Raw genomic sequence first — 13,824 nt, forward strand, 5'->3', positions numbered from 1 at the left:
TATGAATCTGCAGGAATTTAAAGAGAAGTTATTTCATCTTGGTAAGGAACACGGTTTTACAGATATGGAGCTTTATTATGAGAGGGAGGAAAAGTTCGCCTGTGAGCTCTATAAAGGTGATATCGATTCCTACGACACTTCCGAAGTGTTCGGAACCTCCTTCCGAGGCCTTTACGAAGGCAGGATGGGCTATGCTTTCACGGAAAAACTGGATGAAGAGTCCCTGTCTTTTCTGATTGAGAATGCGAAGGAAAACTCTCAATTCATAGAAGATGAAGTACAGGAAGAAATCTTTGCCTGCAGCGAAAAGTATGAGGCAGGAAGCTTTTATTCAAGCAGTCTTGCTGAAGTAACGATTCCTGAAAAAATAAATTTGCTTAAGGAAATAGAAAAGCATATCTATGCATATGATGAGCGGGTAACCGGGACTGATTATTTCATGCTGAGCAGCAGTGAAACGGAAAGGGTTCTCCTCAACAGCAAGGGCCAAAATCTCAGCGAAAAGACCAATCATGCCGGAATTTATGTATCAGTCATTGTTAAGCAGGGAGATCAGGTGAAAAATGGTGAATACTCCAAGTTTACGAGAGACTTTTCCGTTTTTAATCCGGAGGAGATAGCCAGGCATGCTGTAGAAGAAGCGTTATCACAGCTTAATGCCAAAAGTGCAGAAAGCAAAAATTATCCAGTTATATTAAGGAATGATGCTGCCAGCGCTCTGCTGCAGACATACATCCCAATTTTCTCAGCTGAAAATACCCAAAAAGGGCAATCCGCTTTAAAAGGTAAAACAGGTGAAATCATTGCTGCAGAGTCATTGAATATCACAGATGATCCATTTTTGGAAGAAGGCCTGCTAAGCTCTAATTTCGACAGCGAAGGGGTGGCCACTTCCAGGAAAGATATTGTGAAAGACGGCAGGCTTGTCACTTTGATGCATAATCGCAAAACAGCTCAAAAAGATGGAGTGGAATCGACAGGCAATGCCTATAAAGCTTCATATAAGGGAGCTTTGACTGTAGCTCCAGCCAATCTTTACGTCAATCCATCCGATCAAAGCTATGATGAGCTGGTATCTTCGGTCCCAGAGGGCATTCTCATAACCGAATTATCCGGCCTCCATTCCGGTGCCAACACCGTCTCAGGAGATTTCTCGATTGCGGCCAACGGCTTTTATGTCAAAGACGGAAAAGTGCAAAACGCCGTAAACCAAATGACGATTGCCGGAAACTTTTATGAGCTTATGAATAATATTGAAGCAATCGGTTCAGACCTGGAATTCTCGATGGGATTCATGGCTACAGGCTATATTGGTTCGCCATCTCTATTAATCAGGGAGCTGGCTGTTACGGTGGAGTAAGACGGAGGGCGCATCACGATGTGGTGCGCTTTTTTGAAAAGTCATCGCAGATAGAGGGGGATATTTATGGGGAGGGTTATCGAAGCAAAAATAGGCGACGCGGAAAAATATTATCCATTCAAAAGCTGGCATATAGAAGTGAAGCGGAACTTTATGGAGATTTTAATATCGAGCCATTAAAGCAAACCGTCAGTGATGTTGAAAAGGCTTTTGGAGATTATTTAATTTTAAAATACATAGAGGATGGTGAACTGGCAGGTTCCGTCAGAGCCTTTCAAAAAGATGGAACATGTCATATAGGCAAACTAATGGTGCATCCGGACTTTCAGAATAAAGGAATTGCAAAAGCACTTATGAAGGAAATCGAACGTAGATTTAATGCAGAACGATTTGAATTATTTACCGGAAGCAAAAGCGAAAAAAATATTCGTTTTTATGAAAAGCTTGGTTACGCGGGATTTAAGACAGCAAAGCTGGAAAGAGAAGAAACCCTATTTATTTTTATGGAGAAGGTAGCGAAAGCAGGCACAACAGTTATTTAAGGTTAGGTAGGAGGACCCGCTAATGAAAACTCTTGAAGCAGACCGGCTGATTCTTCGCAGCCTTACCCTTGACGATGCACCCATGGTAGAAAAGTACGCAAGCGATTATGATGTGGCCAAAACTACATTAAATATTCCCCATCCCTATCCGGAGGGGGGAGCAAGGGATTTTATTTCAAGCATCCTGGAAGCTGAGAGAAAAGGCAAGATTGTGATTTTTGCCATTACGAGAAAAGAGGATAAAAGCTTAATAGGACTCATCAATATTACGGGCAACAATGCAAATAGACGGGCAGAAATCGGCTATTGGATCGGCAAGCCCTTCTGGGGCAAAGGATATGGTACAGAGGCTGCAAGGGCAGTTATTAAGTTTGGATTCGAAGAACTGAACCATAACCGTATTTATGCTCTTGCTTTTACAGACAATCCCGGATCCTGGAGGATTATGGAGAAGTCAGGAATGAAGCATGAAGGAATTTTGCGGCAGCATGCAATGAAAGATGGCAGGCTGGTGGATTTGACTTACTATGCGATACTGCGTGAGGAATACACAGGTTAAGAGAGCCGCCATTTGAATCACACGCCGCTATATGTTTCAATGGAAGCAAATCCTTTTTATCCTGGAGGTTCATGTGCGGATCATTGCTTCCCACCCTTTTATAACAGTCACCCGGAAAATCGATTGGAATCAGCAGCAATACATTGAACAGGAACTTTATCTTTATTTATATGAGGATCATATCCTTTCGCCATCAGAAAAGTTTCTCCTTGATGAAGTTTGGGATATGTCGTACAGAAACTCCAATTGTGAAATTGGTTTTCTTTATCTGCATACCAGCCGGGGGTTATTTTCTTTTCAAGTAAAGTCAGAACCGAGTCATTTTATAAACCTGTACAAAGATCTCAAAAAGTAAAAGCCGGAATTGTCACGAACAACAATTCCGGCTTCATTATTATGCCTGCTCTGTCAGGCGTACAAGCATATGGGCAAGCTTATGTTTTTCTTCCTCATCCCCGACTTTCCATAATTCCTTCAGCAGCTGTTCTTCACGGTTTTTGGGCTCCACATTTTCAGCCAGGTAGCCAGCCACTTTTTCAGCCGTTACGGCAAGCTGTTCCTCATTTAGTCCCAGCTTTTTGCCAAGCTCAATCCGTTCCGCCAGATAGCTCTTAAATTCATCGAAGCTGCTTAAGATAACATCTGCCCGTTCATTCGACATCTTGTCCATTGCGCTCTTAATATTTTCTGTATCCAATTCACCATCTTGTTTGATTACATGTTCTTGTTCATTCATTTTTATAGACCTCCCAAAGGATTGTTTTCTTATTAAATATCCTTTCAGAGGGAGAATTAAACTCTTTTAGATTTCACTCGATGGTGTTTCCTGAACTGCTTTCAGTTTTCTGAATTTCACTTTTGAAAATATAACACCCATTTCATATAGCCCGATAAGAGGAACGAGGACTAAAATCTGTGAAAATAAATCAGGCGGTGTAATTAGAGCTGATACAACAGCCATGATCAAATAAGCGTATTTTCGCATCGAACTGAGCATGACTGGGGTAACAACGCCTATAGTTGTCAGAAACAATAGCAGCAAGGGTACTTCAAACAGAAACCCAAAAGGAATGGTCGACATCAGAAGAAAAGAAAAATACTCCCTGGCCGTGATCATCATCGCAAAGTGTGACTCACCCAACAGCAATAAAAACTGATAAATAGCAGGGAATATAATAAAAAACCCGAAGCCAAGCCCGCCGATAAAGCTGAACAGAATAGCCGGAAAAAACATTAAGGACACCCGGCTTTCTTTTTCTGTTAATGCCGGCTTTACAAATAGCCAAATCTGATGGGAAATGAAAGGAAGCGAAAGCCCAAGGCTGATGCTTCCGGCAATTCCCGTGTACAGCTTTATGACATCCAGCGGACCAAGCATAACAAGCTCATGATCGTTTGCCAGCACCGGTATCAGCCGATTGATGAAAAACAGACATAGGGCAAAGCTGACAATAAAGAAAACTAGGGATCGAATCAGCACTTTTCTCAGGTCTGTTAAATGCTCTACAAGGGTTTGTTCGTCTGATTTCATTCTAAACCCTCCTGTTAAAGCGGTTTATCCTTCCGGTCAGCCGTTTCAATTGAACGTGTTTTTGACTCAGGTTCATCGTCATCGCTCATAATATCTCTGGCTGATTTTTTGAATTCTGATAAGGTCCTTCCAAAAGCCGATCCGATTTCCGGAAGTTTTTTCGGACCAAAGATAATTAAGGTAATTACCAGTATGATAATCAATCCTGGTATTCCGATATTTGAAATCCCCATGATGTTCACTCCTTATTTTTTATGCAAGCAAGCCGCCTTCTTTGCTGTATTTGATGATTCCTTCAGCAGCACGGTAGGCGAGTGCTCCGACGGTTCCTGTCGGGTTATAGCCTCCATTGTGAGGGAAGGCGGATGCGCCGACGACAAATACATTTTCTGCATCCCACATCTGCAGATAGTTATTTACAGCTGATGTTTCAGGCTCAGCTCCCATGATGACACCGCCTGTATTATGTGTGGTCTGATAAGGGACAATATCATAATGCTCAAGCTGCTGCCGGTCGTTAATTTTTGATGGGCCCATTTCCTTCATGATCTGGTCTGTGATTTTTCCAATATAGTTATAAAGATTCTTATCCTGTTCAGTGAAATCGTATGTCAGACGAAGCAGAGGAAGCCCGTAAGCATCTTTATATGAAGGGTCGAGATCCATGTAATTGTGCTGTACAGGCATGGATGCTCCCTGTGTGCCGATGCTTAAAGCCCTGGTGAAATATTTAATGGAATTTTCCTTGAACTTGCTGCCCCATTTCGGTGTATCAGTAGGCACCATATTATATTGAATCGGACGGTATCCTGACTGGTTGATAGAGATGGAGCCGCCATGGATGAATCCAAGATCGGAGTGATCGAAATTGTCTCCATTGTAATCATCGACAGTTGCCCCAAGAGCCCCGGCACCCATGAATGTATTAAACTGCTCTTCATCAAAAAAGCCTGCTGAACCCGGAAGAATCTGATAGCAATAATTTTTGCCAATCACCCCTGTGCCTGTATCATGATTGTAGGGACGTCCCAGCTTGGATGTAAGCAGCAGGCGGGTGTTATTCATGACATAGCTTGTCACAATAACCATTTCAGCCGGCTGGATGAACTCCTCTTTTGTCTGGACGTCTACATAGCGCACACCGGTTGCCTTTTTGCCGTCGTGAATAATTTCCGTTACATTCGCAAAGTTTCGGATATCCACATTTCCAGTTTCTTTTGCGAATGGTATAACGGCTACAGTTGGATCAGCCTTTGCACCATATTCACAGCCAAAGCGTTCGCAAAACGCACAATACTGACATGCAGCCAGTTTGGCTCCATATTGGTTTTCATAAGCCTCGCTCATATTTCCGGATGGCATATGGTATGGTTTCATGCCCAATGATTTTGCGGCTTTTTTAAATCTGGCCGTTATGGGTGTTTCCTTCATTGGAGGATTTGGAAACGGGTCTGCCCGTTTTGGCCCCAGCTCACCTTCTTCACCGCCAATGCCTGCTGCCTTTTCGAATTCATAGAAATAAGGCTCCAGTTCTTCGTATGTAATGCCCCAGTCCTGGACCTGGAGGCCCTTAATCTTGGCTTCTCCATACTTTTTAACTGTCTGCGATTTTATTTCAAAGTCATAGGGCAAAAAGCGGAAGGTATGTCCATTCCAGTGAACGCCGGATCCCCCTAAGCCTTCGCCAAGCAAAAAGGAGCCAAGCTGGCGCATCGGAAGGGCTCTTTCCTTTCCATGGTTACGGAACGTGATCGTTTCTTTAGAAAGATCCTGCATTAATTCATAGCGGATTCCATAGCGAAGTTCATCATGGATAACATAGTAATCCTTGACGCCGCGCTCTTTTCCCCGCTCCAAGCCGACTACTTTTAATCCCTGTTTTCCTAATTCAGCCGCAATGATACCGCCGGCCCAGCCGACTCCTACAATAACTGCATCTGTTTTTGGCAATGTTTTCGCCATGTTTACCACTTCCTTAAAAGATAATCCTATTTCGTATATGAATGGAGACTGTTCGGTTTGATTTTTTCGAATTTCTCAGACTCTATCTGATTGATATAGCTCATTTGATGGCCAGGAAAGTCTTTCATTTTCCAGCCTTCCATATTTTTGTTTCCGGCATAAGCAGGATCTGCATATACACCTTCAATGGTGGCGGCCCGGAGAATATTAAAGAAAGTCCTGGACGTTACACCCCTGAGCTTCACTTTGTCTTCCTCAAAGGCTGTAAGAATTTCATCCTGCTGCTCGCCTTCCAGTTCAGCAAATGGCTTATTGAACTTTTCATTGCTGTAAGTCTGCAGGGCAGCAAGTCCGACATCAAAGACTTCGTGCCGTCTTAATGGAGACTGGTAGCCTTGAAAGTTTGAGCCTGGAAAGAACGGACCCTGCATATATTCCCTTGTATTGTTGCCCCATGAGCCGGCAAGCTGGTGGTCGATAAAGAAAGGAACATCCAAATCATTGGCGCCAGGGCCATTTTCATCCTTTGGATAAATTCTCTCAACGGCCGCCTGCAGAATTCCGAATGTCTCGGGGTTAGTAAAATATAATGCCGACTGCTGATAGGCAACCTGATCATGACCGTTTGTATGGGCATTCTCTTCCGTTGCTGTACCATCTTTATTCATGTTTGCACCAATTAAGCCGCCAAGAATGCCGCCGCCCACCAAACCGCCGGCAACTAAACCTGAATTGCGGATGAATCTTCTCCGGGACATGGTTGATTCTTGTTTTTGTTCATGTTCAGACATTTCAATAGAAACCTCCTTTTATTTGCCATTATGGAGAAATATATACATGTCTAAACATTTTGATAGGATTATTTTTTGGATTATGAAGTGAAAAGAGGAAATAAGGGGTATTTTGAGCATTAAAAAAGATGCAAACCGATTGGTCTGCACCTTTTTTAAGTCCGATGACGGACAACCTGAGGATTATGATTTGCATAGGGCAATACCGATTTTAAATATATCGGTTATAGACGAGAGTGCCTTTCGAACGCTCTGCAAATCCTCCCTGGTTTCTTGCAATGCCAATGACGAACCTTGAAGTCGCTGTTACGCTTTTCATCGTCAACCAGTCCCTTCCGTTTTGTTATTGGCTTTGCATTATTTGTTTACCCCGTCTATTGGTCTTAAAACCTGTTTATTTAAAAAATTGGAGTTTCTATCTTTAATGGATAAAATGAAAGAAAGGATGTGAACCCCTAATGAATACGAAAAAAGAAATCCGTGAGTACATATGGAGTTTTCTTGAAGAGAACAAGCTTGGACGCTTTCCGTTTCCTTTAAAAAATAGAATTCCCAATTTTAAAGGAGCTGAAAAAGCGGCCGCATTTGTTTTTACTATGCCTGAATATAAAGAGGCTGAGGTCATTAAGGTAAATCCTGATTCTCCACAGCTGCCGGTTCGCACACAAATTTTGAAAGACGGTAAGACATTGCTGGTTCCAACTCCACGGCTTAAAGCTGGATTTATTATGGTAAAGCCGGGATGGGTGCCGCCAGGGGAAGAGCGGAAAGCTGCGAGCCTTAAGCACATACATTCTTACGGAAAAGAAGTCCCCCTCACAGAATTGCCGAAGATTGATTTGTTTTTTGCCGGATCAGTAGGTCTTCACCGGGATGGCCGGCGGGTCGGAAAAGGGGAGGGCTATGCTGACCGGGAGTATGCGATCATCAGAGAATTGGGTAATCCTGAAATCCCTGTGATTGGAACGGTTAACAGCGCCCAGGTGACAGAGGCAGATATCCCGAGGGATCCATTTGATTTGACTGTCGACTGGATTGCCACTGAAAAAGAGCTGATCAAAACCAACTCGCCATATCCAAAACCAAACGGGATTCAATGGGATCTTGTAACGGAGAAGGAAATGGAAGAAATGCCGGTTTTGCGTGAAATATGGGAGATTACAAAAGGAAAGGCAGCCAAGTAATGGGCTGCCTTTTAAGCTTTCACTTCATTCATTATCTTTAGAACATCATTAATCTTTGCGTGGTCTTCAGGTGATTCATCAATATGGTTCCATAGCATGTTTCCCTGAGGAGAAAAAAGCCATGTCCCGCCCTGAATGTAGACATCCTGAGTTTTCATGGACTTCAGGACAAACTCTTTCTGTTTTTCATCCCTAGGGATAAAGTCGCCGACTTTTCCTGTAATATATCCTAATGCGGCTTTTGAAAGAAGCTTCCACTTTGGCATGGTTTTATGTCCCATTCCTCTATAAGCTTCCCGGGAAGGGTCGCCAAGGAATGGAAAAGGAAACGGACCGAATTGCTCAAGGAATTGTTTAATAAATTTCCTTTCGAAGGAGCAATGACAATGACTTGAAAACCTCTTTCTTCTACTTCATTTATGCGCTCGCGCAACTGCGCAAGATATTCCCGGCAGACCGGTCAGCCAAGATGGCGGACGAAAACAGCCATTGTGTATTGTCCATTAATGGCCTGTTCAAGCGTCATATTTTTATCAGAATTTGGGTTTTCTAAAATATAGTTCATTCATATCCCGCCTTTCGGGTTTGCTTCTGATCATACTTAATTCTTTTAAAGGAATAAAGAATTCCGGCTTGAGTATAAAAAAAAACAGGAGTTTTCACTCCTGTTAGTCCCGGCTCCCCAATATTCCAAAAATGCGAAGGATATTAATGAACAGGTTAATAAAATCGAGATATAGATTAAGGGCCATCAAAGGCACTTCTTCCGGAGACACTCCGTAATGCTTCATGCGGTTGAAGTCGAATAGCACATATCCGCTGAATACAAGCACTCCGATGAAGGAAAAAGCCAGCATAGCATTAGAGCTTAACGGCCAGATGAGGCTGAAAATTCCAATCGCAATAAGAGCAAGCAATGCCGCCATCAGCATGCCGCCGAGGAAAGATAAGTCCCGCTTCGTAGTCGAAGCATACACGGCTAAACCTGTAAATACAACCGTTGTCGTTGCAAGGGCGGTTAAAACAGGATTTGGTCCAATAGCAGCCAGGTAATGGGCAACAATCGGATAAGTCGTCATTCCTGAAATAAATGTAAATACATAAAGGAATGTATACCCGATAGCTTTTTTGCGGCGGAGCAGGAAAGCAAAAAGCAGCATGCCGAGTTCAAGAATCATGAGCGGCAAAAACAAGGCTGGCGGAATAAAAACCCCCGCCATCGTTCCGGCGAAAGCAATCCCCAATGATAAGGCAAACGCCCTTAAAACAGAAGGCAAATAACTGTTATTTGCGGTGTGCTGTACATACATTTTTCATTTCTCCTCTAACATCATTTGTATATGTATATACGATAAAGTTATTCTTTAAGTTTCATTTATTATTTATTTTTTAAGAGATCTCTTATTTCAGTTAAAAGCTCAACATTGGGATCCACTACGGGTTCTGGCGCTGCTTCTTCTTTCTTTTTGAAACGATTGTTGATAATCCTGATAAAGACGAAAATGGAGAATGCCACTATGAAGAAGTCCACTATATTCTGTATAAATAAACCATATTTCACCTGTGCTCCGCCGACTTTCACCATCAAATCCGTAAAGTCAACTCCGCCCATAAGCAACCCAACAAGAGGCATGATGATATCATCTACAAGGGAAGATACAATCTTTCCGAAGGCAGCTCCGATTACAACCCCAACCGCCAAATCCAGGACATTTCCCTTTAGGGCGAATTTTTTAAACTCATTCCACATAACCAATCACCTTTCTTTGAAAATTACCGTTATTATACTATGAAGAATAGGTGATAAGGAAGCACCTATTGACAGAAACAGGCTTTTTCTCTATAGTAACTATGACAATTATATTTCTATTATTCCCGTGTTATCGGGAGAGGTTCATAGCATCACCCTCTATAAAAAACTATGGCTTTGATTATAATAATCAACCATATCCAAGAGAGGATATGGTTTTATTTTTCAAGCTGTACTTTTCGGACCTCTCTTTTGGATCAGCGGGATCATATAAAGGGAGGCTATTTTTATGTCAGGAAGAAAAGATGAGGAATTAACAGATATTACATTATTGGGAAATCAGGGGACTAACTACCTTTTTGAATACTCGTCTGAAATTCTGGAGGCTTTTGATAATAAACATCCAAACCGCGACTATTTTGTAAAGTTTAATTGTCCCGAGTTTACGAGCCTTTGCCCGAAAACGGGCCAGCCGGACTTTGCGACTATTTATATCAGCTATATTCCGGATCAAAAAATGGTAGAGAGCAAGTCATTAAAGCTGTATCTTTTCAGCTTCCGAAATCATGGCGATTTCCATGAGGACTGCATGAACATCATTATGAATGATCTGATTGAGCTGATGGACCCGCGCTACATTGAAGTCTGGGGCAAGTTCACGCCTCGTGGCGGGATTTCCATTGACCCGTACACGAACTACGGCAAGCCCGGAACAAAATATGAGAAAATGGCGGATTACCGCTTGATGAACCATGATCTTTATCCGGAGACGATTGATAATCGCTAATAGAAGATCTTGCTTAAAGGGCAATTTTAAAATATGATCAAAAAGGCAGAGCAATCTGCCTTTTTTGCTGCAGAATAAGCTGTGTTTGTGGAATATCAAGTAAAGAATTCCTTCAATGAATGCCATACTATAAAAAAGCTCTGAAGGGAGACAAAATGAAGAAAAGCATACATAAAAAAGATCCTCGTTTTAAAGTAGCAGAGAAAGAAGCGTGGATTGGCATTGGTCTCGTACTCTTTAATTTCATTTGGTGGTATGGGTTTGCCTATGGACTGGGGTCAACACCTGCCGATGAGTATACATTCATCATGGGGCTGCCGGCATGGTTTTTCTGGAGCTGTGTTGCCGGTTTTATTGTCATGGTGATACTGGTATCCGCGGCTGTGAAATTCCTCTTTAAAGAAGTTCCGTTTGAAGAAAATGGGGAAGGGAGAGATTCCGAATGAACTGGCAGGTTATTGCACCTCTTCTCTTCTTTTTAATCATTATTTTTCTGGTGGGTTTATGGTCCAGCAGAAAGATGGATGCCGGCAGCTCGTTTCTGCAGGATTATTTTCTGGGAGGAAGGCAGCTGGGCGGTTTTATATTGGCTATGACCATGATTGCAACCTACGGAAGTGCCAGCAGCTTCATTGGGGGCCCTGGTGTTGCATATACGCAGGGGCTTGGCTGGGTGCTGCTCGCCATGTCACAGGTTGTTACTGGTTATTTCGTCCTTATGGTCTTGGGAAAAAAGTTTGCGATTACAGCAAGAAAGTATAATGCTGTAACACTCATTGATTTTTTGAAAGAAAGATATAACAGCAAATGGGTTGTGTGGCTATCTTCTCTCAGCATCATTATTTTTCTGTTTTCAGCTATGGCAGCCCAATGGGTTGGCGGAGCAAGATTGATTGAGTCACTGACAGGATTAAGCTATTTATCTGCTTTATTCATTTTTGCGGCATCTGTAATGGTTTACGTGGTGATCGGCGGCTTCCGTGCTGTTGCTGTAACGGATGCCGTCCAGGGCGGGATTATGTTCTTGGGCACCCTGGTCCTTCTGGTTGCTGTCATTGTGGCAGGTGGAGGAATCCAGAATATTATCAGCGATCTGTCTTCAGAGAATCCGAATTTGATTACCCCATTTGGGTTTGATGGCGGATTGACTCCTTTATATGTTTCATCCTTCTGGATTCTGGTGGGAGTGGGGGTTATTGGTCTTCCTCAGGTGGCTGTAAGGGCCATGTCCTATAAAAATGCCAGAGCCATGCATAGGGCAATTATTATTGGAACAATCGTGGTTGGCTTTATCATGCTTGGCATGCATTTGATTGGTGTATTTGCCAGGCCGATTCTTCCCGGAATTGAAGTGGGGGATAAAGTTATGCCGCTGATTGCCATGGAGGTCCTTCCGCCGTGGCTTGCGGGAATTGTACTGGCTGCACCGATGGCTGCGATTATGTCTACCGTGGATTCCCTGCTCCTTCTGGTCAGCTCGGCGATTGTTAAAGATGTGTATATAAATTATATTAAACCTGATGCTGAAGAAAGCACGATTAAGAAAATGAGTTTTGCAGTCACAGCCCTGCTGGGGATTCTGGTGTGCATCATGGCGCTCAGTCCGCCCGATTTGCTTATCTGGCTGAATCTCTTTTCTTTCGGAGGGTTGGAAGCAGCATTCATATGGCCAGTTGTGCTGGGCCTTTATTGGGCGAAAGGGAATAAATATGGGGCAGTGGCCTCCATGATAACCGGCACAGTTTCCTATATTTTATTCCATACTTTTTATCCCAATGCTTTAGGCATGAATACAGTCGTAATGCCTATTGCTTTATCACTGGCATCTTATATAGCCGTAAGCCTAATTACCGAAAAATCAGCACCTGCAGCTGCAGAAATTTAAGCAAGAGGCCCCGGAATGGTATTCCGGGGCTCTTCTATTAAACCTGCAAAAAGCCTTTAGGTAGGGCTCTGGCTGGTTTATTAAAACGTTTGATTGAAGCAGGAGAGGAGTCATATATAAAGGATACGGGAGGAAACCTGTGCTTTTGTAAAAAAATGAGCATATTGATAGATTTGTAGAAACGATCCCTATTTGTTACACTTAATAAGTTGAAACGTAATTGTAACATTTGACTTTAAATGGAAATATTCTTATCACATTAGGGAGTATATAATGAAAAATTTTATAAATATGATTATGATTGCCATGCTTTCATCCGTTATTGCAGGCTGCTCAAGTGAAATAAATGCATCATTAAATACAGAAGAAATAAAACTTAAAAAAGAGGATAAAGCCGAATCAGAAGATACTGCCTCTGTGCAAGAGGATGGAAAAGAGAAAAAAGAGACAGTATGGCTGGAAAGCAATTCACTATACCAGATTGAAGCTGCAGACGGCAAAAAGAAATATACTGTTTTTCTTTATTCGGAAGACGAAAGAAGAACCACTCTGGCAGAGGACAGTGCAAAAGGAAAGAAAGGCGATACTTATTTTACCGGACATTATTCAGTTTACCTGGCTGAGAACGGGTCAAAAGAAGCGTATAAACAAGATGCTCTTAGTGACGGTGCAGAAATGTCATTTAATCTTTCAAAGGAACAGGTTTACACTCAGAAAATGAGGAACAAAACCATCATCTCAATCTTTCAGTCCAAGGGGGAAAATTTAGTTAAGGGTCAGCTGCTGGCGATTAAAGATGGAGAAGTGGTAAGAATCAGCACGGAAAAAGACATGACCACTACTTCCAACGCGAAAATAAAAACGATTAATCAAAAATTTATTCAAACTGCCCAAAATAAAAATGATGTATGGGTTATTTCAACATGGCATTTTAATGAAGAAACCCATTCAATGAGTCTTCACGACCGAATCGAGCTTTCCAGCGAAGATCAATCTGATATCGACTGGATGAATCTGTGGCTGAAAAAGGAAGCCCTCTACTATCCTTTTAAAAACCTTGCACTCAGTGGGGATGCCCTTGAGAAAGCAAAACAGGGAATCCCGCTCGGAAGTCCATTTCCGATTGGAACAAACATATCTGAAATAAAAAAATCAGATCCAAACTTTGTTAAAGAGGGGTTTGAAGATGGCAGCCCTTTTGTGATGTATCCTGAGATTACCTATTATTTTGAACGTGAAACCGGGAACGTTACAGCTATTTCCATTCCTGGGCAGCGGGTGAGAACATCAATGAACGAAATTACGTCAATGTTTGGCACTCCAGCAGCGGTTAGGGAAGAGAAGCTATCGGGTGAAACCATCTCCACCTACCCGGCAGATAAATATTCTATTGAGTTGATTTCTGATTTAGATGGTAATGTTAGTGAAATCGTATTAAGAAAAACAAAAAATCATGCAGGTCAATGACCGCAT

The 13,824-nt window shown here is 42.4% G+C and carries 17 protein-coding genes and 1 riboswitch; of the genes, 9 read left to right on the top strand and 8 right to left on the bottom strand.

The genetic code is table 11. The features are described from left to right. Window position 1 precedes the first annotated feature (1 nt). Genes AC6CHU_RS06840 through AC6CHU_RS06855 form a run of 4 tightly spaced genes read left to right on the top strand, consistent with a single transcriptional unit; the run spans window position 2 to window position 2,816 of the window. Window positions 2–1,360 carry a TldD/PmbA family protein gene (locus AC6CHU_RS06840; protein ID WP_498120878.1) on the top strand — a complete coding sequence of 453 codons (1,359 nt, stop codon included), beginning with the start codon at window positions 2–4 and terminating at the stop codon, window positions 1,358–1,360. Between the two features lie 23 nt (window positions 1,361–1,383). Next, window positions 1,384–1,902, top strand: coding sequence for a GNAT family N-acetyltransferase (locus AC6CHU_RS06845; protein WP_498120880.1), 519 nt, complete (start codon window positions 1,384–1,386; stop codon window positions 1,900–1,902). Between the two features lie 22 nt (window positions 1,903–1,924). Next, window positions 1,925–2,461, top strand: coding sequence for a GNAT family N-acetyltransferase (locus tag AC6CHU_RS06850; protein ID WP_159862042.1), 537 nt, complete (start codon window positions 1,925–1,927; stop codon window positions 2,459–2,461). Window positions 2,462–2,492: 31 nt separating this feature from the next. Beyond that, on the top strand, window positions 2,493–2,816 hold the full coding sequence (locus AC6CHU_RS06855) for a hypothetical protein (RefSeq protein ID WP_251283248.1): 324 nt from the start codon (window positions 2,493–2,495) through the stop codon (window positions 2,814–2,816). 39 nt (window positions 2,817–2,855) lie between these two features. On the opposite strand, the gene AC6CHU_RS06860 is transcribed toward AC6CHU_RS06855, so the two are convergent. The 5 genes from AC6CHU_RS06860 to AC6CHU_RS06880 form a co-directional block, all read right to left on the bottom strand. Continuing rightward, window positions 2,856–3,197 carry a DUF3243 domain-containing protein gene (locus AC6CHU_RS06860; protein ID WP_498120886.1) on the bottom strand — a complete coding sequence of 114 codons (342 nt, stop codon included), beginning with the start codon at window positions 3,195–3,197 and terminating at the stop codon, window positions 2,856–2,858. A 66-nt stretch (window positions 3,198–3,263) separates the two neighbouring features. Next, complete coding sequence (gene tatC, locus AC6CHU_RS06865; RefSeq protein WP_251283246.1) at window positions 3,264–3,992, bottom strand: twin-arginine translocase subunit TatC; 729 nt, start codon at window positions 3,990–3,992, stop codon at window positions 3,264–3,266. Window positions 3,993–4,006: 14 nt separating this feature from the next. Beyond that, entirely contained in the window at window positions 4,007–4,225 is a 219-nt protein-coding gene (gene tatA, locus AC6CHU_RS06870; protein WP_159862038.1) for a twin-arginine translocase TatA/TatE family subunit, read from the bottom strand. Between the two features lie 19 nt (window positions 4,226–4,244). After that, window positions 4,245–5,954, bottom strand: coding sequence for a GMC family oxidoreductase (locus AC6CHU_RS06875; RefSeq protein ID WP_498120889.1), 1,710 nt, complete (start codon window positions 5,952–5,954; stop codon window positions 4,245–4,247). Between the two features lie 26 nt (window positions 5,955–5,980). Beyond that, complete coding sequence (locus AC6CHU_RS06880; protein WP_159862036.1) at window positions 5,981–6,745, bottom strand: gluconate 2-dehydrogenase subunit 3 family protein; 765 nt, start codon at window positions 6,743–6,745, stop codon at window positions 5,981–5,983. 458 nt (window positions 6,746–7,203) lie between these two features. Between AC6CHU_RS06880 and AC6CHU_RS06885 the strand changes: the two genes are divergently transcribed. Beyond that, window positions 7,204–7,929 carry a 5-formyltetrahydrofolate cyclo-ligase gene (locus AC6CHU_RS06885; RefSeq protein WP_159862035.1) on the top strand — a complete coding sequence of 242 codons (726 nt, stop codon included), beginning with the start codon at window positions 7,204–7,206 and terminating at the stop codon, window positions 7,927–7,929. A gap of 11 nt (window positions 7,930–7,940) precedes the next feature. Here AC6CHU_RS06885 and AC6CHU_RS06890 read toward each other — a convergent pair whose 3' ends face one another. From AC6CHU_RS06890 to mscL, 3 genes are all read right to left on the bottom strand, one after another. Then, a complete protein-coding gene (locus tag AC6CHU_RS06890) occupies window positions 7,941–8,288 on the bottom strand; it encodes an AhpC/TSA family protein (protein WP_498121010.1) in 348 nt (115 codons plus the stop codon). 309 nt (window positions 8,289–8,597) lie between these two features. Next, window positions 8,598–9,239 (bottom strand): Bax inhibitor-1/YccA family protein, encoded by a 642-nt coding sequence (locus AC6CHU_RS06895; protein ID WP_159862033.1) that lies wholly within the window; start codon window positions 9,237–9,239, stop codon window positions 8,598–8,600. Between the two features lie 68 nt (window positions 9,240–9,307). Beyond that, window positions 9,308–9,679, bottom strand: a complete 372-nt coding sequence (gene mscL / locus AC6CHU_RS06900; protein ID WP_159862032.1) for a large conductance mechanosensitive channel protein MscL — start codon at window positions 9,677–9,679, stop codon at window positions 9,308–9,310. A gap of 133 nt (window positions 9,680–9,812) precedes the next feature. Continuing rightward, window positions 9,813–9,858, top strand: a riboswitch (PreQ1 riboswitch). 110 nt (window positions 9,859–9,968) lie between these two features. Between mscL and queF the strand changes: the two genes are divergently transcribed. The 4 genes from queF (at window position 9,969) to AC6CHU_RS06920 (ending at window position 13,818) form a co-directional block, all read left to right on the top strand. Next, on the top strand, window positions 9,969–10,466 hold the full coding sequence (gene queF / locus AC6CHU_RS06905) for a preQ(1) synthase (protein WP_498120893.1): 498 nt from the start codon (window positions 9,969–9,971) through the stop codon (window positions 10,464–10,466). 155 nt (window positions 10,467–10,621) lie between these two features. Then, window positions 10,622–10,912, top strand: coding sequence for a YhdT family protein (locus AC6CHU_RS06910; RefSeq protein ID WP_498120895.1), 291 nt, complete (start codon window positions 10,622–10,624; stop codon window positions 10,910–10,912). Beyond that, entirely contained in the window at window positions 10,909–12,351 is a 1,443-nt protein-coding gene (gene panF, locus AC6CHU_RS06915) for a sodium/pantothenate symporter (RefSeq protein ID WP_498120897.1), read from the top strand. The genes AC6CHU_RS06910 and panF overlap by 4 nt, the downstream gene beginning before the upstream one ends. 273 nt (window positions 12,352–12,624) lie before the next feature. Next, complete coding sequence (locus AC6CHU_RS06920) at window positions 12,625–13,818, top strand: hypothetical protein (RefSeq protein WP_159862028.1); 1,194 nt, start codon at window positions 12,625–12,627, stop codon at window positions 13,816–13,818. Window positions 13,819–13,824: the final 6 nt, after the last annotated feature.

This window comes from Cytobacillus sp. GQ23, from assembly GCF_059758675.1.

Coding starts and splice junctions, on each gene's coding strand:
- AC6CHU_RS06840 (WP_498120878.1), top strand. CDS start 2: ATGAATCTGCAGGAATTTAAAGAGAAGTTATTTCATCTTGGTAAGGAA.
- AC6CHU_RS06850 (WP_159862042.1), top strand. CDS start 1,925: ATGAAAACTCTTGAAGCAGACCGGCTGATTCTTCGCAGCCTTACCCTT.
- AC6CHU_RS06855 (WP_251283248.1), top strand. CDS start 2,493: ATGTTTCAATGGAAGCAAATCCTTTTTATCCTGGAGGTTCATGTGCGG.
- AC6CHU_RS06860 (WP_498120886.1), bottom strand. CDS start 3,197: ATGAATGAACAAGAACATGTAATCAAACAAGATGGTGAATTGGATACA.
- tatC (WP_251283246.1), bottom strand. CDS start 3,992: ATGAAATCAGACGAACAAACCCTTGTAGAGCATTTAACAGACCTGAGA.
- tatA (WP_159862038.1), bottom strand. CDS start 4,225: ATGGGGATTTCAAATATCGGAATACCAGGATTGATTATCATACTGGTA.
- AC6CHU_RS06875 (WP_498120889.1), bottom strand. CDS start 5,954: ATGGCGAAAACATTGCCAAAAACAGATGCAGTTATTGTAGGAGTCGGC.
- AC6CHU_RS06880 (WP_159862036.1), bottom strand. CDS start 6,745: ATGTCTGAACATGAACAAAAACAAGAATCAACCATGTCCCGGAGAAGA.
- AC6CHU_RS06885 (WP_159862035.1), top strand. CDS start 7,204: ATGAATACGAAAAAAGAAATCCGTGAGTACATATGGAGTTTTCTTGAA.
- AC6CHU_RS06895 (WP_159862033.1), bottom strand. CDS start 9,239: ATGTATGTACAGCACACCGCAAATAACAGTTATTTGCCTTCTGTTTTA.
- mscL (WP_159862032.1), bottom strand. CDS start 9,679: ATGTGGAATGAGTTTAAAAAATTCGCCCTAAAGGGAAATGTCCTGGAT.
- queF (WP_498120893.1), top strand. CDS start 9,969: ATGTCAGGAAGAAAAGATGAGGAATTAACAGATATTACATTATTGGGA.
- AC6CHU_RS06910 (WP_498120895.1), top strand. CDS start 10,622: ATGAAGAAAAGCATACATAAAAAAGATCCTCGTTTTAAAGTAGCAGAG.
- panF (WP_498120897.1), top strand. CDS start 10,909: ATGAACTGGCAGGTTATTGCACCTCTTCTCTTCTTTTTAATCATTATT.
- AC6CHU_RS06920 (WP_159862028.1), top strand. CDS start 12,625: ATGAAAAATTTTATAAATATGATTATGATTGCCATGCTTTCATCCGTT.